The 19,976-nt window shown below is 66.0% G+C and carries 17 protein-coding genes and 1 pseudogene; 11 read left to right on the top strand and 7 right to left on the bottom strand.

Features of this window, described 5'->3' with window-relative positions:
* Window positions 1-148 precede the first annotated feature (148 nt).
* The 6 genes and pseudogenes from recQ (at window position 149) to PNI01S_RS04530 (ending at window position 8,083) form a co-directional block, all read left to right on the top strand.
* Entirely contained in the window at window positions 149-2,293 is a 2,145-nt protein-coding gene (recQ, locus tag PNI01S_RS04555; RefSeq protein ID WP_024766141.1) for a DNA helicase RecQ, read from the top strand.
* A 103-nt stretch (window positions 2,294-2,396) separates the two neighbouring features.
* Window positions 2,397-2,666, top strand: a complete 270-nt coding sequence (locus PNI01S_RS04550) for a hypothetical protein (RefSeq protein WP_084357504.1) — start codon at window positions 2,397-2,399, stop codon at window positions 2,664-2,666.
* Window positions 2,667-2,733: 67 nt separating this feature from the next.
* Entirely contained in the window at window positions 2,734-3,930 is a 1,197-nt protein-coding gene (locus tag PNI01S_RS04545; protein ID WP_065085948.1) for a GGDEF domain-containing protein, read from the top strand.
* Between the two features lie 97 nt (window positions 3,931-4,027).
* Window positions 4,028-5,044, top strand: coding sequence for a DUF2804 domain-containing protein (locus PNI01S_RS04540; protein ID WP_037010095.1), 1,017 nt, complete (start codon window positions 4,028-4,030; stop codon window positions 5,042-5,044).
* 119 nt (window positions 5,045-5,163) lie between these two features.
* Window positions 5,164-5,599, top strand: a pseudogene (gene slyA / locus PNI01S_RS04535) (transcriptional regulator SlyA).
* A gap of 261 nt (window positions 5,600-5,860) precedes the next feature.
* Entirely contained in the window at window positions 5,861-8,083 is a 2,223-nt protein-coding gene (locus PNI01S_RS04530; RefSeq protein ID WP_478369161.1) for a FimV/HubP family polar landmark protein, read from the top strand.
* A gap of 133 nt (window positions 8,084-8,216) precedes the next feature.
* On the opposite strand, the gene PNI01S_RS04525 is transcribed toward PNI01S_RS04530, so the two are convergent.
* On the bottom strand, window positions 8,217-10,403 hold the full coding sequence (locus PNI01S_RS04525) for a patatin-like phospholipase family protein (RefSeq protein WP_084357502.1): 2,187 nt from the start codon (window positions 10,401-10,403) through the stop codon (window positions 8,217-8,219).
* Between the two features lie 70 nt (window positions 10,404-10,473).
* On the opposite strand from PNI01S_RS04525, the gene PNI01S_RS04520 reads away from it, so the two are divergent.
* Together PNI01S_RS04520 and rfaD are read left to right on the top strand one after the other, a co-directional pair.
* Window positions 10,474-10,758 carry an Rdx family protein gene (locus PNI01S_RS04520; protein WP_024766134.1) on the top strand — a complete coding sequence of 95 codons (285 nt, stop codon included), beginning with the start codon at window positions 10,474-10,476 and terminating at the stop codon, window positions 10,756-10,758.
* Between the two features lie 123 nt (window positions 10,759-10,881).
* Complete coding sequence (gene rfaD / locus PNI01S_RS04515) at window positions 10,882-11,874, top strand: ADP-glyceromanno-heptose 6-epimerase (protein ID WP_024766133.1); 993 nt, start codon at window positions 10,882-10,884, stop codon at window positions 11,872-11,874.
* A 315-nt stretch (window positions 11,875-12,189) separates the two neighbouring features.
* On the opposite strand, the gene PNI01S_RS04510 is transcribed toward rfaD, so the two are convergent.
* From PNI01S_RS04510 to PNI01S_RS04500, 3 genes are all read right to left on the bottom strand, one after another.
* A complete protein-coding gene (locus tag PNI01S_RS04510) occupies window positions 12,190-13,056 on the bottom strand; it encodes a DMT family transporter (protein WP_084357501.1) in 867 nt (288 codons plus the stop codon).
* 87 nt (window positions 13,057-13,143) lie between these two features.
* Complete coding sequence (locus tag PNI01S_RS04505; RefSeq protein ID WP_084357500.1) at window positions 13,144-13,485, bottom strand: tRNA-binding protein; 342 nt, start codon at window positions 13,483-13,485, stop codon at window positions 13,144-13,146.
* Between the two features lie 74 nt (window positions 13,486-13,559).
* Entirely contained in the window at window positions 13,560-14,324 is a 765-nt protein-coding gene (locus PNI01S_RS04500) for an AraC family transcriptional regulator (protein WP_038803312.1), read from the bottom strand.
* A gap of 138 nt (window positions 14,325-14,462) precedes the next feature.
* Here PNI01S_RS04500 and PNI01S_RS04495 point away from each other — a divergent pair, with 138 nt between their 5' ends.
* Both PNI01S_RS04495 and PNI01S_RS04490 read left to right on the top strand, forming a co-directional pair.
* Window positions 14,463-15,272: a UDP-2,3-diacylglucosamine diphosphatase gene (locus PNI01S_RS04495; protein ID WP_084357499.1), complete on the top strand. Its 810-nt coding sequence runs from the start codon at window positions 14,463-14,465 to the stop codon at window positions 15,270-15,272.
* Complete coding sequence (locus PNI01S_RS04490) at window positions 15,269-16,312, top strand: glycosyltransferase family 4 protein (RefSeq protein ID WP_143514242.1); 1,044 nt, start codon at window positions 15,269-15,271, stop codon at window positions 16,310-16,312. The genes PNI01S_RS04495 and PNI01S_RS04490 overlap by 4 nt, the downstream gene beginning before the upstream one ends.
* Window positions 16,313-16,315: 3 nt before the next feature.
* Here PNI01S_RS04490 and PNI01S_RS04485 read toward each other — a convergent pair whose 3' ends face one another.
* Window positions 16,316-16,564, bottom strand: a complete 249-nt coding sequence (locus PNI01S_RS04485; protein ID WP_024766130.1) for a hypothetical protein — start codon at window positions 16,562-16,564, stop codon at window positions 16,316-16,318.
* Between the two features lie 213 nt (window positions 16,565-16,777).
* On the opposite strand from PNI01S_RS04485, the gene PNI01S_RS04480 reads away from it, so the two are divergent.
* A complete protein-coding gene (locus PNI01S_RS04480; RefSeq protein ID WP_084357498.1) occupies window positions 16,778-17,911 on the top strand; it encodes a GNAT family N-acetyltransferase in 1,134 nt (377 codons plus the stop codon).
* 84 nt (window positions 17,912-17,995) lie between these two features.
* Here PNI01S_RS04480 and PNI01S_RS04475 read toward each other — a convergent pair whose 3' ends face one another.
* Complete coding sequence (locus PNI01S_RS04475) at window positions 17,996-18,559, bottom strand: cytochrome b (RefSeq protein WP_024766128.1); 564 nt, start codon at window positions 18,557-18,559, stop codon at window positions 17,996-17,998.
* Window positions 18,560-18,701: 142 nt separating this feature from the next.
* A complete protein-coding gene (locus PNI01S_RS04470) occupies window positions 18,702-19,976 on the bottom strand; it encodes a virulence factor family protein (RefSeq protein ID WP_084357497.1) in 1,275 nt (424 codons plus the stop codon).

Below are 19,976 nucleotides of genomic sequence, written 5' to 3'. Positions count from 1 at the left end.
GGCCCGCGGCAAAAGCCAAATGCCCGTGCAGCCTGAGCCGACGCGGGGTTCGGACGCATGTGACGGATTTTTCCGCAGTTTCCCGGACAAGGTGCCGGCCGTGGGCGGACGGCTTGCGTATAATGCGCGGCTTCATTCGGAGTCCCCCATGCTCGATCAGGCACTGCGCATCCTCAAAGACGTTTTCGGTTACGACGCCTTCCGCGGCAATCAGGCGCGGATCATCGAGCGCGTGGCCAGCGGCGGCGATGCCCTGGTGCTGATGCCCACCGGCGGCGGCAAGTCGCTGTGCTTCCAGGTCCCGGCGCTGCTGCGCGACGGCCTGACGGTGGTGGTCTCGCCGCTGATCGCGCTGATGGAAGACCAGGTCGCCACACTCGATGAACTGGGCGTGCCGGTGGCGGCGCTGAACTCCTCGCTGAGCCCCGAGGCCCAGCGCGAAATCGCCGCTCGCCTTCAGCGTGGCGAAATCAAGCTGCTTTATCTGGCGCCCGAGCGCCTGGTGCAGCCGCGCATGCTGGACTTCCTGCAACGCCTGGAGATCGGCCTGTTCGCCATCGACGAGGCGCACTGCGTGTCGCAGTGGGGCCATGACTTCCGTCCCGAATACCTGCAGTTGGGCCAGCTCGCCGAGCTGTTCCCGCACGTGCCGCGCATTGCCCTGACCGCCACGGCGGACATGCGCACCCGCGAGGAGATGATCCAGCGCCTGCACCTGCAGGACGCCGAGCAGTTCCTCTCCAGCTTCGACCGGCCGAACATCTTCTACCGCATCGTGCCCAAGGAGCAGCCGCGCAAGCAGTTGCTGGGCTTCCTCGCCGAGCGCCGGGGCGATGCCGGCATCGTCTACTGCATGTCGCGCAAGAAGGTCGAGGAGGTCGCCGAGTTCCTCTCCGCCCAGGGCTTCCCGGCGCTGCCTTACCACGCCGGGCTGTCCAACGACCTGCGCGCCTATCACCAGAAGCGCTTCCTCAACGAGGAAGGGCTGATCATGGTCGCCACCATCGCCTTCGGCATGGGCATCGACAAACCCAACGTGCGCTTCGTCGCGCACCTGGACCTGCCGAAAAGCCTCGAGGCGTATTATCAGGAAACCGGCCGCGCCGGCCGTGACGGCCTGCCCGCCGATGCCTGGATGGCCTACGGCCTGCAGGACGTCTTGCTGCTGCGGCAGATGATGCAGAACTCCGAGGGCGACGAGCGCCACAAGCGCGTCGAGCGGCACAAGCTCGAAGCCATGCTGGCGCTGTGCGAGGAAACCCGCTGCCGCCGCCAGGCGTTGCTGGCCTATTTCGACGAGGTGATGCCCAACCCCTGCGGCCATTGCGACATCTGCGTCGATGGCGTGGAGACCTGGGACGCCACCGAGCCCGCGCGCCAGGCGTTGTCTGCCATCTACCGCAGCGGCCAGCGCTATGGCGTCGGTCATCTGGTGGACGTGCTGTTGGGCAAGGACACCGAGAAGGTGCGCAGCGTCGGCCACCAGCACCTGGCGGTATTCGGCATCGGCAAATCCCGCGCCGAGGACGAATGGCGCACGCTGTTCCGCCAACTGGTCGCCCGTGGCTTCGCCGATGTGGACGTCGACGGCTTCAATGGCCTGCGCCTGACCGAGGCCTGCCGTCCGTTGCTGCGCGGCGAAGAGACGCTGGCCCTGCGCCGTGATCCGAAGCCGCAGCGCAACAAGTCGTCCTCTTCTGGCGGGGCCAGTTCGGCCAGCCAGCTGGTGCGCCAGGAAGAGCGCGAGATGTGGGAAGCCCTGCGCACCCTGCGGCGCAAGCTGGCGCAGGAGCACTCGGTGCCGCCCTACGTCATCTTCCCCGATGCGACGCTGCTGGAGATGCTGCGCAGCCAGCCGACCACGCTCACCGCCATGGCTCAGGTCAGTGGCGTCGGCGCGCGCAAGCTGGAGCGCTACGGTCAGGCCTTCCTCGACGTGCTCACCGAGTCCGAGGCGGCGCCCGCCACCCCGGCACCGGTGGCCGACCTCAGCCACGAACTGGTCACCCTGGCCCGCGCCGGCATGACCCCGGCGCAGATCGCCCGCCAGCTCGATTGCAGCGAGAAGAACGTCTATAGCCTGCTGGCCGAGGCCATCGGCAAGCAGCAGCTGGGCCTGGAACAGGCGCTGGACCTGCCCGAGGAACTGCTCGGTGAAATCCAGGACGCCTTCCTCGACGAGGACGGTGAGCTGCCGCCGGTGACAGCGATCGCCGAGCTGTTCGAGGGCCGCGTCCCGCTGGGCGTTCTGCATTGCGTGCGCGCCGCCCTGCAGGCCGAGCTGGAAGTCTGATCGCGCCGAAATACGGCGTTACAGATGAAATATCAATGTGCCAGCAACGGCGCCTTTTTCCACCAGTCCTATCTGTCAGTACGGAACACTTTCGGAGTGACAGATGGCGAGCTGGGTGCGGGTAGTGGCGGGGCTGCTGGTCGTCGGGCAACTCAGCGGATGTGCCAGTGGTGGCGGTCTGACCGAAGGTGGCAAGAACGCCTTGATCGGCGTTGCGGCGGTCGCGCTGGTAGCAGGGCTGGTCATCATGTCCAAGGACGATGATCGAGACTGCCGCAAGCATCACAATCGCTCCGAGCGCCGCTATTGCAATGGCTCCTACTACGACCACGACCACGACCGCTACCGGAACTCCCGTGACGATCGCTGGTGATTGCACTGATCCGTCAGTTTCGTGACGGGGCAAAACGACAAACTTGTGACGCACGTCCCGAACAGCTATGGTGGCACTTAGACCTCCACGAGAAGAGGTGAGCGTGCCACAACAACAAAGCTGGCTGGACGACGTCCGCTCCAATGCCTATGCCGAACAGCTCTCCCGGGGCTTTCGCCGCCTGCGTTTCGAGCCCGACCTCGAGACCCAGTACCGTCATTACCTGCTCGAAGACAGCTTCGACCTCAAGCGCACCGCGCTGACCATCGGCGTGCTGATCTGGCTGGCGCTGGCGGCCATCGATTTCCTCCTTATCCGTGGCCCCGAACACTGGCAGATGCTTGCCGTGCGCATCGGCGTGCTGGTGCTGCTGACCGTCTGCGGCGGGTTGATCCTGCAGCGTCGCCATATCCACCTGCTGGTGCCGCTGAGCCTGGCCTGCATCCTCAGCGTCGGCATCGGCGCGGCGGCAGTCGCCGGCATCGCCCACACAGTGGACCAGAGTTATCCCTACGAAGGCCTGTTGCTGGTCAGCATGGCCGCCTACTTTCTGATCGGCCTGCGCTTCGCCGAGGCGGTGGGCAGCGCTTCCGTGATCCTGCTGGCCTACGTGGGCTTCGAGTTGTATGCGGGACTGCCGTTGCCCAAGCTGATCAGCAATGTGGTCTTCCTGCTGTTCGGCAACCTGGTCGGCGCAGTGGGCTGCTACCTGCTGGACTACAAGTCCCGCCAGCATTTCCTGATCAGCCGCCTGCTCAAGGTCATGGCCGAGCACGATGCGCTGACCGGCCTGCACAACCGCCGCAGTTTCAATCGCCAGCTCGAGCGCCTGTGGCGCCAGGCGCAGCGCGAGAGCGTGGGGCTGGCACTGCTGCTCTGCGATGTCGACCACTTCAAGGCCTACAACGACCGCTACGGCCACCAGGCCGGCGATGGTGTGTTGCAGCGTATCGGCGAGGTGCTCATGGCCAGCGCCCGGCGCCCGCTGGACATGGCTGTGCGCCTGGGCGGCGAGGAATTCGCCGTGCTGCTCTATGGCGCCAGCGAGCGGGAGGCGAGGGAGCGTGCCGAGGTGTTGCGCGGAGCGGTGCAGGGCCTGGGCATCGTCCACGAAGGATCGCTGACGGCGGATGAGGTGACGCTGTCCATCGGTGTCTCCTGCCTCTGGCCGGAGACAGGGCATCCGCTGCGCAGCATCTACGAGCACGCCGACCGTGCGCTCTACGAGGCCAAGGCGTTCGGGCGCAACCAGGTTGTCGCCTGATGGCCCATTCCGTCCCCCGAGCTGGCGCCGTGCGTGACTGCGGCGTGCGCAGGCGCGGTGCTAGGATTCGCCGCACCTTGCCTCCGAGCCCGCGCCCATGCAGCAGCTGATCCAGCCCAACGGCCAACCGCACTACGGCATCTTCCCCGGCACCCCGGCGACCATCAATCACCGCGACTTTGACTTCCGCTCGCCCATGGGGCGCCGTCTCGGCGCGTTGAGCAAGTGGCGCAGCTTCCACCAGTTCCAGTACTTCGGCCTGATCAGCCCGACGCTGATCGGCGGCTGCGCGCTGGCGGACCTCAGCCTGCTGTCCATCGGCTTCGTCTACCTCTACCACCCCGAGAGCGGGCGGATGATCGAGCGCCAGTTCAAGTGCCCGCTGGGCAAGGGCTCGAATTTCTCGCAGACGCCCAACGACGGTGTCTGTGAACTGCGCCAGGGGCGCAACCTGCTGCGCCTGGAGAATGGTTCCTCGCCCCTGGAAAAGCGCCTCCTGGTGGAACTGGACGACGGCACCCGCATCGACGCCCGTTTCAGCGAGGAGCAGCCGGCGTTCGAACCCATGAGTATCTGCACGCCGACGGCGGTCAACGGCTGGGTCTACGCCCGCAAGGTGGCCGGCGTGCATTGCCATGGCGAAGTGCGCAGCGCGCTGGGCGACTACGACCTGCGGGAGCTGGATGCCTACGCCCACCACGACTGGTCCGCCGGCTACATGCGCCGCGAGACGTTCTGGAACTGGGCGTGCCTGTCCGGCGAGGCGCAGGGGCGGCGTGTCGGCCTGAATCTGTCCTGCGGGGTCAACGAGACCAGCTTCACCGAGAACTGCTACTGGCTCGACGGCCAATTGGTGAAGGTCGATACGGTGCGTTTCGAGTTCGACCGCGATCATCCGCTGCAGCCCTGGACCATCCGTTCCTATGACGGCCAGGTCGAGTTGCGCTTCGAAGCCCACGGCCTGCACCAGGAACGCCTGAACCTCGGCGTGCTGGCGAGCAACTTCAAGCAGATCTTCGGGCGCTTCAGTGGCGTGCTGAAGCCGGCAGGGCAGGCCGAGGTGCGTATCGACAATCTGTGGGGCTTCGTCGAAGACCAATATGCGAAATGGTGAGGCCCGAGGTCACACCCTGCGACAATCTGTCATTGTACGGGCTTGATTAGCTGGCTAATAATTAGTCAAATCAACTTAGCCGACTCATCCTCGATTCTCTCAGTAGAAAGCCCGACGCAATGTCAGATAACGATAAGCACTACTTCGGTACCCAATTGGCCCAGGCTTCGCGTGGCATGGCGGGCTGAACTCGACCGCCGTCTCAGTCATCTCGGACTTTCCCAGGCGCGCTGGCTGGTGCTGCTGCACCTGGCGCGCCACTCGGCCGCACCCACGCAGCGCGAGCTCGCGCAATCGGTCGGGGTCGAAGGTCCGACGCTGGCCAGGCTGCTGGACGGCCTCGAAGCCCAAGGTCTGGTCCGGCGGCAAGCCGTGGCCGAAGACCGTCGCGCCAAGCGTATCGCCCTGACCCCCAAGGCAGACGTGCTGATCACCGACATCGAGAATATCGCCGCCGCGGTTCGCAACGAAGTGCTGGCGGGCATTACCGAAGATGAAATCGCCCTGTGCCAGAAAACGCTCAGTCGGATTCTCGGCAATCTTGAGCGGAACTGAGCAATTCATCACGTTATTCAGGTAAAGTAGCCATTTTTCTGGCGGTCCTTTGTGGGGCTGCTGGCCATTCGCTATCCACTCCCCAACCATTCGCCGGTTTTTCGACGATTTATCTTGACCAAATCCAGCGCACCACCTAATCCGTGATATCAGACGGCCTGTACTCTGCAAGGTACAGTGGGTAGTGCGTGACGGTCTGCAGTCCGGCATGGCTTCAGGTGTGAGGACAGGTTCAGCCTGCTGCTTTCGAGTGGTCAGGGAATGGCGTGCAGACCCGGACAATGGGATGGGGTTATGGCTCGAATAAAGAGAATTCCGCTGACGCTGGCCGCACTGTCGGTTTTTGTATCCGCTCACGCGAATGCCCTCGGTCTCGGGGAAATCACGTTGCATTCCGGCCTGAACCAGCCGCTGGATGCCGAGATCGCTCTGCTGCAGACCGGCGACATGACGTCCGACGAACTGGTGGCCAAGCTCGCCAGCCCCGCGGACTACGAGAATGCCGGGGTCGACCGCTTCGTGTTCCTGCAGAACCTGCGCTTCACCCCGGTGATTCGCAACGGCCGTGGCTACATCAAGGTGGTGTCCACGCAGCCGGTACACGAGCCTTACCTGAATTTCCTGATCGCCGTGGAGCGCCCCAACGGTCGCCTGCTGCGCGAATACACCGTGCTGATCGATCCGCCGGAGTACAGCGCCAACCGCAGCCTGGCCGCCAATCTGGCGACCAGCGTGCCGGCGCCTTCGCGGGCTTCCGGGTATCGCACGGAACCTGTACGCAGGGCTCCGGCGCAACCGTCGTTGCCGGCTGGCGACGGCCGCTACACCACGGTGCGCAATGACACTTTGTGGAAGATCAGTTCGCGCCTGAGCGGCACTGGCGTTTCGCGCTCGCAACTGATGGACAGCATCGTCGCGCTGAATCCGCAGGCCTTCGTCAATGGCGATCCGCATCGACTGAAGGTCGGCCAGACGCTGATCCTGCCGCAGGGCCAGCAGCTCGCCGGTAATACTGCCGCGCCCGCTCCGCAGGCCGCTTCAACAGAAGCATCTACGCCGGCCGCGCCCGCAGCCGTTGCCCCGCCCCAGGCACCGGGCAACACCGCCGCGCCGGCCGGTGGAGCCGATGCCGCCAAGGTCGAGGCCGACCTGCTCCTGGCCAACGCCCAGCGCGACCAGTTGAACCAGCGCATGGACGACATGCAGAAGCAGCTGGAGTCTCTGCAGCAGGCGTTGCAGAGCCGCGACCAGCAGGTGCAAACGCTGCAGGCCGAGCTGGATCGCCGCCAGGGCGAAGCTGCCTCGGGTAATGCCCCGGCAGCCGATGCTCCCGCGGCCAGTGCGCCAACCAATGCCATTCCCGCTGCCCCCAATGCGGTGGCGCCGGCGCAGCAGGATGCCCCGGCTGCGAGCGTTGCCCAGCCGGCGACTCCGGTGCAGGACGCGCAGGACAGCGGTTTCAACTACTGGCCATGGCTGGGCGCTGGTGCTCTCGGCGCACTGTTGGTCGGCCTGCTGTTCGCCCGCCGCAAGCGCGAGGAAAAACCGGTCGAGATGCCGCCCCTGCAGGCGGCTGCCGAGCCAGTCAGACCGCTTCCGCCGGCCAAACCGCTGGCTGCTGCCGTCGTGGCCCCGGTACCGGTTCCGCATCCGGTGGTGATCGCCACTCCGGAACCGGGCGTCGCCCGGCTGCCGGCCGCCAGCGCGGACAGCCTGGAAGGTGCGGACATCTATATCGCTTACGGCCGCTTCAACCAGGCCCGCGACATGCTGCGCAAGGCCGTCAATGCCGAGCCGAACCGCCGCGAGTTGCGCATGAAGCTGCTGCTGGTGCTGGCCGAGCTGGGTGACGTGGCGGGCTTCCATGAGGAAGAGCACGCCCTGGTGGCTGTCGGCGGCGACCAGAAACAGATCGACCAGCTCAAGTCGCGTTACCCGGCGATGCTGATCCGCCCGGAAGACACCCTCCAGGCGCCCACCGGGGAGACGCTGACCGATTGGGACGATCTCGAGCTGGGCGAACCGGTGGCTGCGCCCGTGGAGCAGCCCAAGGCGGCGCAGGACCAGCCGGACTTCGCCATGAACCTCAGCGACCTGTCGCTGGACCTGGACTGGGACAAGCTCGACAACCCCTTCGAGTCGCCCAAGCAGGGCAAGGCTGCTTCCAAGGCCACCCAGGAAGTGCCATCGGACTTCCGCAGCAACCTGCATGAACTGCCGGAAATCACCGAGCTGGATCTGGGCGAGCACGGCGAGATGTTCGGTCATGGCAGCAAGGCCCAGGTGGAGGACGACCTGACCTTCGACCTGCCCGACGACATCGGCCACGAGCATGACGAGCTGCTGGCCAGCCTCGACCGTGCGCGCAAATGCATCGACCAGGGCAACCTGGAAGAAGCCTACGGCATCCTCAAGCAGGTGATCGCCAGCGGCGACTCCAAGGCCAAGGCCGAAGCGCGCGAGCTGCTGGCGCTGATTGCCTGATCCGCTGTCTGAATGAAGAAGCCCGGCACTTGCCGGGCTTTTTCATTTGCGAGAGGTCGACATTGCTTACCTCCCGAGGATCGGGCGCGAAGGCTCTTGTAGGAGCGAGCAAGCTCGCTCCTACAAGACCGGCTCAGAAGTTACGGCCCAGGTTGATGTACACCGCGTGCTCGCTGGCATCGTTCAGGCCGTAGCTGAAGGACAGCGGCCCCAGCGGTGTCTCGAAGCCCATGAGAATGCTGCCGGCGTTGACGTAGCCGGTGTCGTAGCTGTTGTCGTTGTTCCACACCCTGCCTCGCTCCAGGCTGCCGCCCAGGTAGAAGGGGAAGTCCAGCGGCAGGAAAGATCGCTCGGTCATGCGCCGGTAGTAGATGACCCGTCCGAGGCTGTAGTTCTGTCCGGCCAATGCGTCCTGGCGATAACCGGAAAGTTGCCGCGCGCCGCCGAGCAGGAAGCTCGACACCACCACCTCGGCGTCATCGATGGTGCGGCCGTAGCCGCCGCCCAGCACCCAGGTGTTGGGGCCGCTGCTCAGCGCCTTGTCCAGGCGAAAATCCCATTGCCGGTAGCGGTCGTCGTCGCCCAGGGACGGCGTGTGTTCGCGGAAGGAGGTCTGGATGTTCTCGCCTTCACGGGGGAAGTCGACGTTGTCCATGGTGTCGAAGGAGTATTTGAGCTCGGCGTAGCCTTCGGTGAAGTGGAAGTCCGGCAGGTCCTGCTCGCCCACGCGTACGTCGGCCTTGCCGAAGGCCTGGGCCACGCCGAGGCGGATCTCGCCGTTGTTGGCGATCTGCCGGCCGAGGTTCAGGCCATAGCCATAGCGCTCCAGGCGGTACTCGGCGATGGGGTCGTCGTTGTCGGTGGCCTCGACGTTCTGCGCCTCGTTGAACAGGTAGGGCGCGACGAAGTAGCGCGAGCCCACGTCCAGCGGCTGGTAGAACTCGCTATAGAGCTCCTGCTGGTCGCCGATCTGCAGGCGCGTCAGCCATTCCGCGCCGAGGCGGTTGATACCGTTCATGCGGTAGCTGCCGCCGACGTTGAAGGTGCTGTCGCCGCGCAGGTCGTCAGAGAGGTTCAGGCCCAGGCGCAGGTAGTCGGTGCCGCCGCGCTTGCCATAGGCGTGGATCACCAGCGCGTTGCCATCCTTGCGGTGCACGACCCGGTACTGGACCTGGTCGAAGTAATCCAGGCCGTAGAGGGTGCTCATGTCGCGCTGCAGGCGTTCCAGGTCCAGGTGCTCGCCCAGCGGTTGGCGAATGTAATGGAGGATGACGTCGTCGCTGACCTTGGAGTTGTTCTCCACCTCGATGCGGTCGATCAGCGGCTGGCGCTCGCCCGGTGTGCGCGCCTCGTTCAGTGCCACTGCCTGGGCGTCGGCGGGTTTGCGCAGCGCTGCCAGGCGCGGGGCGAGGATGCTGGTGGCGCGGTAGCCGGCGTCGATCAGCTGCGGCACGCGGCCGAAGTCGGTTGAGCTGTAGCCACTGAGCGGCGGCTGCACCAGGATGTCGCTGGATTTCAGGGTGGCCAGCTGTGCTTCGGAGTTCTTGCGGGTCATCAGGGTGATGGACTGGTTGAGCATGTCCACCACGGTGGCCAACTGCTTGCGATCCAGCAGCGGGTTGCCGATGTCGACCACGATGACCACGTCGACGCCCATCTGCCGGGCCACGTCCACCGGGATGTTGTCGACCATGCCGCCGTCCACCAGCAGCTTGCCGTTGACCTCCACCGGCGCGAACACCGCCGGGATCGACATGCTGGCGCGGATCGCCTGGGGCAGGTGGCCCTTGCTGAACACCACTTTCTCGCCGGTGGAGATATCGGTGGCCACCGCGCGGAAGGGAATCGCCAGCTGATCGAAGTCGCGGGTATCGCTGGTGTGCACCAGCAGGCTTTCCAGCAGCATCGACAGGTTCTGCCCCTGGATGGCCCCCAGCGGCAGGCCGAGGGTGCCGTCGTCGCGGAAGCTGAGCTTCTGCTTCACCAGGAAGTCGCGGTCGTCCTGTTTGCGGCGGAAGGGCACGTCGACCCGCGGCGGCGAGTCGGACAGCGCTTCCTTCCAGTCCAGCCCCAGGGCCAGTTGTTCCAGCTCCTTGGGCGTATAGCCCGCTGCATACAGGCCGCCGATCACTGCGCCCATGCTGGTGCCGGCGATGGCGTCGACGTGGATGCCCTGTTCGTCCAGCGCCTTCAGCACACCGATGTGCGCCAGGCCGCGCGCTGCGCCGCCGGAGAGGACCAGGCCGATCTTCGGTGGAGTGTTCGCCGCCAGGGCGCCGAGGGGAAGGAGCAGGAGGAGGGCGAACAGCAGTCGGCGCATGAAGAGAAGAGTCCGGTAGGGCATTTCAGAGCGGTATTATAGGTTCGCGTCCTACTGCAGAGTCTGATTCATGTCCGAAGCCAAAGCCGAAATCGTCATCACCTATTGCACCCAGTGCCAGTGGCTGTTGCGCGCCGCCTGGCTGGCCCAGGAACTGCTGAGCACCTTTGGCGACGACCTGGGCAAGGTCAGCCTGGTGCCGGGCACGGGCGGGGTCTTCCACATCACTTGCGACGCCGAGCAGATCTGGGAGCGCAAGGTCGACGGTGGTTTCCCCGAGGCCAAGGTGCTCAAGCAGCGCGTGCGCGACCGCATCGATCCGCAGCGCGACCTGGGCCATAACGATCGCTCCTGAAGCGTCGCGGTACCGGTCGGCGGAACCATTCGATAGCTGGCTAACTTCCTTGCTTCATATCAACGGGGTACGCGCGTACCACTCTTAGTCTGAGGACACCCATTCTCCACAGGAGGTGCCCTCATGAGCATCATTGTCACTGGCGCCGCCGGCTTCATCGGCAGCAATCTCGTCAAGGCGCTGAACCAGCGCGGCGAGACCGACATCATCGCGGTCGATGATCTGACCGAGGGTGACAAGTTCGCCAACCTCGCCGACTGCGACATCAGCGACTACCTCGACAAGGGCGATTTCATTGCGCGCTACGCTCGCGGACGCTTCGGCGTGGTGCGTGCGCTGCTGCACCAGGGCGCCTGCTCCAGCACCATGGAGCGCGACGGGCGCTACATGATGGACAACAACTACCGCTACAGCTGCGAGTTGCTGGACGCCAGCCTGTCCCTGGGCGTGCCGTTCCTCTATGCCTCGTCGGCGGCGGTCTATGGCGGCGGCCAGGAGTTCCGCGAGACGCGCTCCTGCGAGCGGCCGCTGAACGTCTACGGCTACTCGAAGTTCCTCTTCGACCAGCGCGTGCGCAAGGTGCTGCCCACGGCGCGCACCCAGGTGGCCGGCTTCCGCTACTTCAACGTCTACGGCCCGCGCGAGCAGCACAAGGGGCGCATGGCCTCGGTGGCCTTCCACTGCTTCAACCAGTTCCGCGAGACCGGCAAGGTGAAGCTGTTCGGCGAGTACGGCGACTACCCGGCCGGCGGCCACCTGCGCGATTTCGTCTCGGTGGAGGATGTGGCCAGGGTCAACCTGCATTTCCTCGACAACCCCGAGCGCAGCGGCATCTTCAACCTCGGCAGCGGCCGTGCCCAGCCGTTCAACGACGTGGCGCTGGCGGTGATCAACACCCTGCGCGAACAGCAGGACCTGCAGCCGCTGACCCTGGACGCAGCGATCCGCGATGGACTGCTGGAGTACACCGAGTTCCCGGACGAGTTGCGCGGCAAGTACCAGTGCTACACCTGCGCCGATATCGCCTTCCTCCGCGAGGCGGGCTACCGCGCGCCGATGATGGGCGTGGAGGAAGGGGTGCAGCGTTACTGCCGGTGGTTGCTGCAACAGGCTTGATAGCCCGTGTATCGGACCTTTTACCTACTCTTTACCCAGTGCTGACGTTCCAGGCAGGGCAGACGCGCGATCATTGCGCCCAGAGCTGAAGCTGCCTCGCCCCCTCCGGCGTCGTGGAAAGGTTCACCCAATCTCGGCGCCTTATCCACAGGCACCACACCGAACAGGCCGCCTCGCAGGCTGTCGTGCGATGAATCCTTGGCAGTCCCTCCCCGGGGCAAGGTTCGAGATACGCGCGCTGCGGGGCAGCCTTCCTTTTCAGCGTATTCACTACCCGGCAAGTGCAGGAGCGAGCAAGTTCGCTCCTGCAGGTCGTTAATGCGAGCCGCGTGCGCTGAGGAAGGTCGCGAAGATGATCAGCACGCCACCCGCCAGCATCCGCAGACTCGGCTCCTCGCCGAACAGCACGGCGGCGAAGGCGATGCCGTAGACCGGCTCCAGGGCAAAGATCACCGCCGCCGTGCGTGCCTTGATCAGCCGCAGGCTGGCGACGAACAGGCTGTGGGCGACACCGGTGCAGAGGACGCCCAGCGCCACCAGCCACAACCAGTCCATGCCGCGAATCGCGGGCAACTCGAAGAGCACCAGCGGCAGCAGGCAGGCGATGATCGTCAGGTTCTGGCACAGCGCCGCCTGGATTGGGTCGATCCCGCGCACGCTGACCCGGTTGGCCAGCGACAGCAGGGCGAACAGCAGCCCGGAGAGTGTCCCCCAGAGCAGGCCTGCGGTGGCGCCGTCGCGCAGGTCCAGTGTCGGCGTGACCATCACCAGGCCGATGCACACCAGCGCCACCACCAGGTATTCACCCTTGCGGATGCGTTCGCGGAACAGCAGGCCTTCCAGCAGCACGGTGAAGGCGGGGAAGCTGGCGAAGCCGAGGGTGGCGACCGCCACGTTGCCGACTTTCACGGCGAGGAAGAACGTCAGCCAGTGGGTGCACAGCAGCACGCCGCCACCCAGCAGCATGGCGGCCTGTTTCAGCGTAGGTCGCTTCTGCTGCCGTAGATGCCCGGCGAAAACCGCCGCCAGCGACAGCGAGCCGAACAGCGCGCGGCCGAAGACGATGACCAGGGGGCCGGCGAGGATGAGTTTGCCGAAGATGCCGGACAGCCCGAACATCAGGGCGCCGATGTGCAGGCCGATCAGGGCGCCGCGGGGCGTGAGTTGGGTAATGCGATTCATGCCTGAGCTCCCGCCGATTGCTGTGGCGGGGCCTTGTCGGGAAAGAGGCAAGCGCGCCGGGCTGGCTGGCGCGCGGTGAGTCGAAGATCAGGCCAGCCGCGCGCCATTGGGCAGCAGCTTGTCGAAACCGGCGAGCACCACCTTGTCGTCGCTGTCGTAGGCGCCGGTGACCAGCACTTCCGAGCGCACACCGGCGATGGACTTGGGTTCGAAGTTGCACACGCAGAGCACCTGGCGGCCGATCAGCTCGTTGGCTTCATAGTGCGCGGTGATCTGTGCGCTGGAGGTCTTGATCCCCAGCGGGCCGAGGTCGACCTGGAGGATGTAGGCGGGCTTGCGCGCCTTCACGTTGGGTTCGGCCTGGACGATGGTGCCCACGCGCAGTTCGACGCGCTCGAAATCCTGCCACTCGATAGTGTCTGCCGACATCGCTGCTCCCGTTGGGTTATTGGGTTCGATGGCCGGCAGTCTAGGCCCTGGGCGCGCGGCTGTCTGTCGCGCGGCTAGCGGGAATTGTCGCGCGCCTCCTGGCGAAGCTGGCGCGCGGTGGTACCGAACTGGCGCACCAGCGCGGCGGTGAAGGCGCTCTGCGAGGCGTAGCCGACTTGTGCGGCAATCTCGCCGACCGACTGGTGCGAACCGCGCAGCAGGTCGCGGCCCAATTGCAGGCGGCGCTGGCGCACGTAGTCCATGGGCGTCTGCCCCGTCTCGGCGAGGAAGCGGGCATGGAAGCGCGCGGCGGAAAGCCCGGCGAGCCGCGCCAGGTCGGCCACCTGCAGCGGGTGCGCGGCGTGGCGGTCGATGTAGCTGTCGAGGCTGGCCAACGGCAATTGCGTAGGTTCCTCCACGCGCTGCTGGCCGGCGGCGAGGCTGGCGAGCAGGAGGATCGCACCCTGGCGCGCCAGCACCGGGTCATGCAGGGGGCTGCCGGCCAGCCAGTGCACCAGTTGCGCCTGGTCGTTGTTGAGCAGGCGCTGGCCGGGGGTTTCCAGCAGGCGGCGGCCGGCGTCGCTGTGCAGGCCCAGGGCGGCGAGCAGGTTATCTTCGTCCTCCAGATCTACCACCAGGCAGCGGCTGCCGTCGGGGCTGGCGCAGGCGTGGTGCTCGTCACGCGGCACCACGGCGAAAGTCTGCCGGGTCACCAGGCTGCCGCGTCCGCCCACTTCGAAATCCAGGCTGCCGGACAGCCCAAGCACCAGCTGCGCATGGCTGTGGCTATGGGCGAGATGGTCGTGGCTGTAGTGGCGCAGGGAGAGGATCGGGTTCATGCGAACTGCTTTCCGAAGCTGGCGGGCAGGTGGACAGTCTAGCGCGCCGCGGCCTGTCACGGGACTGTCGCCAGTCGGTCATGTTGGCTTCACCGCGGCGGCCGACACTCGGAGAAACCCCTCTGGAGGTCGCCGACGATGAGCAGCGCGCAACGCATGACGCCGACGAAGAAACAACGGGTGCGGACCCTGTGGATATCCGATGTCCACCTCGGCACCCGCGACTGCCAGGCCGAGCATCTGGCCGGCTTCCTCAAGCGCTACCACGCCGACCGCATCTACCTGGTGGGCGACATCATCGACGGCTGGAAGCTGCGCGGCGGCATCTTCTGGCCGCAGGCGCACACCAACGTGATCCGCCGCCTGCTGACCATGAGCAAGCGGGGCACCGAGGTGATCTACGTGACCGGCAACCACGACGAGTTCCTGCGCCGCTATTCCTCGCTGCTGCTGGGCAACATCCGCCTGGTCGACGAGATCGTCCACACCACCGCCGACGGCCGCCAGTTGCTGGTGATCCACGGTGACCAGTTCGACGTCATCACGCGCTACCACAAGTGGCTGGCCTTCCTCGGCGACTCCGCCTACGAGTTCACCCTGACGCTTAACCGCTGGCTGAATCACTGGCGCAGCCGCTATGGCTACGGCTACTGGTCGCTGTCGGCGTACCTCAAGCACAAGGTGAAGACGGCGGTGAACTTCATCAGCGACTTCGAGGAAGCCATCGCCCACGAGGTGCACAAGCGCGGCCTCAACGGCGTGGTCTGCGGGCACATCCACCACGCGGAAATCCGCCAGATCGGCGAGGTGGAATACCTCAATTGCGGTGACTGGGTGGAATCCTGCTCGGCGCTGATCGAGCACTGGGATGGCAGCATCGAGCTTTACCGCCTGGCCGAGGAACCGGTGCGCGCCGAGGCGCCTGCGGTGGTCGAGTCGGCGGCATGAGGCTGCTGATCGTCACCGATGCCTGGCTGCCGCAGGTCAACGGCGTGGTCACCAGCCTCCGGGCACTGGTGGCCGAGCTGGAGGAAATGGGGCACAGGGTCGGCCTGATCACCCCGCAGGATTTTCGTCACCGGCCTTGCCCGAGCTACCCGGAAATCCCCCTGGCGTGGAACCTGTGGACAGTCGGCGAGAAGATCGCCGACTTCGCCCCGGACTGCGTCCACCTCGCCACGGAAGGCCCGCTGGGCTGGGCTGCACGGCGCTGGCTGGTGCGCCGCGGGATGAAGTTCAGCAGCGCCATCCATACGCGCTTTCCCGAATACGTGAACACTCGCTGGCCCTGGCTGCCGCTGGCCTGGGGCTACGCCTTCCTGCGCCGCTTCCATGCACCGAGCCAGGCCGTGCTGGTGAGCAGCGAGCGCATGCGCGGAGCTTTCGCCGATCACGCTTTCGACAATCTGGCGCTGTGGCGCAAGGGCGTGGATCTCCAGCGTTTTCAGCCGGGGGAGGGCGCACCGCTGCAGGAGCCGATATTCCTCTATGTCGGCCGGCTGGCGCGGGAGAAGAATCTCGAAGCCTTCCTTGCGCTCGACCTGCCGGGACGCAAGCGCGTGGTGGGCGACGGCCCGCAGCGCGCGGAGCTGCAAGCGGCTTATCCACAGGCGGAGTTCCTCGGCTATCGGCACGGCGACGAACTGGCGGAGGCCTATCGCAGCGCCAGTGTGCTGGCCTTCCCATCGCTGACCGACACCCTCGGCCTGGTGATGGTCGAGGCGCTGGCTTGCGGTACGCCAGTGGCGGCGTTCCCGGTGACGGGGCCGCTGGATGTCCTGGAGGACGGCGTCACCGGGGTGATGGACGCGGATTTGCGCAGCGCCTGTCTGCGGGCGCTGGAGCTGGATCGCCAGGCCTGCGCGCAGTGGGCGCGCGGGCAGACCTGGCGGGCATCCGCGCAGGAGTTCCTGGCGCTTCAGGTGAGCCTGACGCCATTGCCAGTCGGTGCGCCGGTCAGCGAAGAACCGGGCTACGTGAACAGCTAGAGATCAGAACAGCCGACGGTCGTGGTCCAGGTTCTGGTCCACCAGCCATTTGCCGTGGGCGATGGAAGCGTGCTGGGCCTTCTGCAGATCCGACATGAAGGCAAACTCCACCGGTAGCGTCTTGCGTTTGGTGGTCTGGCCGTCCGGGGCGGTGATGTGGCAACCGCCGGCCCAGGGAGTGGGCAGGCCGGGATGCTCGACGACATCGGCGGTGATGGTGTACTTGCGGTACTCGCATTGCATCAGGCTCATGGGGCGTCCTCCTGGCTGGTCGCCAACAGCCCGCGAGGGCGTGTGGCGAGCGGAACGGTGCTGGCGTCGTGCGCCGGCAAGCCTTGCTAACCCCCAACATAGACCACTCTGCCGGCCTCTCCGGCGGATACCGACGAACGTGAATGTCACCGGCGTGCGAGTTTTCCCGCTTGAATCTTCCCTTCGCTCGCGCCTCGCGCCAGACTGTCGGCCATGCCTATCCAGACCCTTTCCCGCCTTGCCGAAGTCGACGCCCGCCAGTGGGACGCCCTGCTGCCGGACGACCAGCCGTTCCTGCGCCATGGCTTTCTCTCCGCCCTGGAGGAAAGCGGCAGCGTCGGCGGCCGCAGCGGCTGGAAACCTTCCCACCGGGTGCTGCTGGCCGACGATGGCCGTCTGCTCGCCGCGGCGCCGGCCTATCTGAAAAGCCATTCCTACGGCGAGTACGTGTTTGACTGGAGCTGGGCGGATGCCTGCCTGCGCGCCGGCATTCCCTACTATCCCAAGCTGCTGGTGGGCATTCCCTTCACCCCGGTCGGCGGCGCTCGCCTGCTCGGCGCGCCGGACGCGGCGCTGAGCCTGGTCGGCGCGCTGGCGGGCGAGGTGGACGAAGGGCATTGCTCCGGCGTGCACGTGAATTTCACCGATGCTGCCGCCGATGCCCTGCTGGACGCTGCAGACGGTTGGCTGGAGCGCCTGGGTTGCCAGTACCACTGGAGCAACCGCGGCTACCGCGACTTCCAGGACTTTCTCGATGCACTCAGCTCACGCAAGCGCAAGCAGATCCGTAAGGAGCGTGAGCAGGTCGCCGGGCTGCGGCTGGATTTCGTCTGGATGGAAGGGCGCGAGCTGTCCGAAGCGCACTGGGACTTCGTCTATGCCTGCTACAGCAGCACCTATGAGGTCCGCGGGCAGGCGCCCTACCTGAGCCGGGCGTTCTTCAGCCTGATCGGCGAGCGTATGCCCGAGGCGATCCGCGTGGTCTTCGCTCACCAGAATGGCCGGCCCGTGGCCATGGCTTTCAGTCTGCTCGGCGGCGATACATTGTACGGCCGCTACTGGGGCTGCCTGGCGGAGTTCGACCGCCTGCACTTCGAGACCTGTTTCTACCAGGGCCTGGACTTCGCCATCGGCCACGGCCTCCAGCGCTTCGACGCCGGAGCGCAGGGCGAGCACAAGCTGATCCGTGGCTTCGAGCCGGTGATCACCCGCTCCTGGCACCGCCTGGGACATCCCGGACTGCGCGAGGCGGTGCAGGAGTTCCTGATAGGGGAGAGGGCGGGCATCCTGGCCTATGCCGAGGAGGCCCGTGCTGCGCTGCCCTATCGTCAGGACTGCACTTCGTAGGAGCGAGCAAGCTCCTACGAAGTGCAGCTTTCCCTGCAGGAGCAGACCTTGCTCACGGCTGGTCGGCGCTGCGCGGCGGGGCGATTACTCCGGCTTTGCCTCGCCCTTGCCCGGCAGCATGCGCACCAGGGTGTTGTCGCGGCTGATGTAGTGGTGGAACAGCGCGGCCAACGCGTGGATACCGATCAGCCAGTAGCCGAGCACGGCGATGGTTTCATGCCAGTACTTCACCTGCTTGGCCAGGTCCGGGTTCTTGTCCACCAGGTGCGGCAGCTCCATGCCCCAGAACGGCACCGGCTTGTCGGCGGCGCTGAGGATGATCCAGCCGGCCAGCGGCAGGCCGATCATGAGGCCGTACAGTGCCAGGTGCGCGAGCTTTGCCAGCGCCATCTGCCAGGCCGGCGGTGCCGGAACGATGGGCGGGGTGGGGTAGATGAAGCGGCCGATCAGGCGCAGCCAGACCAGCACGAACACACTCAGCCCAAGCATGAAGTGCCATTGGGAAAACAGCGCGCGGGTGTCGCTGCCTTTGGGGAAGTTAGTGCGGTATTCCATGCAGAAGTACGTGGCGGCGATCAGCACCAGCATGATCCAGTGCATGGCAATGGACAGGCTGCCGTAACGGGACGGGGTCTTGGACAGGCTCATGACGGTTCCTTGTTTGGCTCGGTTATCGTGACGCCCCGTTCTGGCGACGGGCTTGTCAGTCTGAGCATAGAACCTTAAATGTGCCTGAAACACCATGAAGGCAAAGTGAAAGGGCCGCTATGTGCGGCCCTTTTGACGTCGGTCAGCCTTCGTCGTCGGCTGACTGGCGGGAGCGGATGGCATTCACCAGTCTTTTGGCCAAGGCCGGGTAGTCCTCGTCGAAGTGGTGCCCGCCGGGCAACTGCAGGTTCTCGCCCACGGCCTGGGGCTGGGTGCAGCCGCTCTCGTCCTTTTCTTCCACGCCGTACACGCAGAGCACCTTCGGTCCGGGCAGGCGCGCCATTTCCGGGCCGGTGGACGCTTCCTGGCCGGCCTTGCCGAGCCAGCCCTGCACCTCGATCTCGAAGCTGCCGCTGCGGGCGAAGGCCAGCAGGATCACCGAGCTGACGTCCTTCTTGGCGTCCGCCGGCAGGCGGTTGTAGATCGCCGGCAGCACGTCGGCGCCGAACGAGTAGCCGGCCAGCACGAAGTGCTTGGCGCCCCACTTCTCGCGATAGTGCTGCATCAGCAGAGCAAGGTCGGCGGCGCTCTGCTCCGGGGTCTTGTGCTCCCAGAAGTAGCGCAGGGCATCGACGCCCACCACGGGGTAGCCGAGCTCGGCCATCTGCGCGGCGACGTCGCGGTCGAGGTCGCGCCAGCCGCCGTCGCCGGAATAGAACAGGGTGACGGTTTCCGAGGGCTTGGCGGCCGGGACTTCCACCACCGGCACGTTATCGCCGCCACCTTGCAGCTGCTGGCGCAGTTGATCGGCGAGGACCTTGGGCAGCGGCGCGTCGTAGTCGGTGATCACCGTTTCGGCGTTTTTCAGGCCTCGGGCGAAGCGCGCGCTGGCATCGTCCGGGTTGTCATTCCAGGCAGCCAGCCAGTGGCCGTGCGGAGCGGTCTGCGGCAGAGGCGAGGCGGCGCAGTCGGGTTTCTCCAGAGAGAAGCCCACGGACAGCGCCTTGGCCTTGTCGTCGGTCTGCCCGGCGAGCCAGCGGAAGGCCCAGGCGCTGCCGGGGCCGATGCCGGCAACCAGGGTCGGCTGGCCGTCAAGAAGTTCACCAGCGGCCTGGATGCGAGCCTGCTGGGCCTTGCAGTCGTTCTCCGGGAAGACGAACTGCACCACACGGGCGCCGCTGTCGTGGGCCAGGGCCAGCAACTGGGCGTCGTCCAGTTTCTGGTCGGCCTGCACGGCCAGCAGCACGCGTGCATTGGGCTGCTTGCCGGGGTTGGCCAGGCTGGCGGCGCTGCCGTCGGGCAACTGGCGGTGGTCCAGGGAGGCCTGCGGGGCCGGGCGGCTCCATAGCAGCAGGCCGACGGCAATGACGATCAGCAGGAGAAGGGCGAGCAGGTGTCGCCAGCGTCGTTTCAACAT

Origin of the sequence: Pseudomonas nitroreducens NBRC 12694 (genome assembly GCF_002091755.1) — a bacterium.
Lineage (GTDB): Bacteria > Pseudomonadota > Gammaproteobacteria > Pseudomonadales > Pseudomonadaceae > Pseudomonas > Pseudomonas nitroreducens.
Note: the sequence above shows the minus strand (reverse complement) of the source record. Positions and strands in the feature narration are given on the sequence as shown.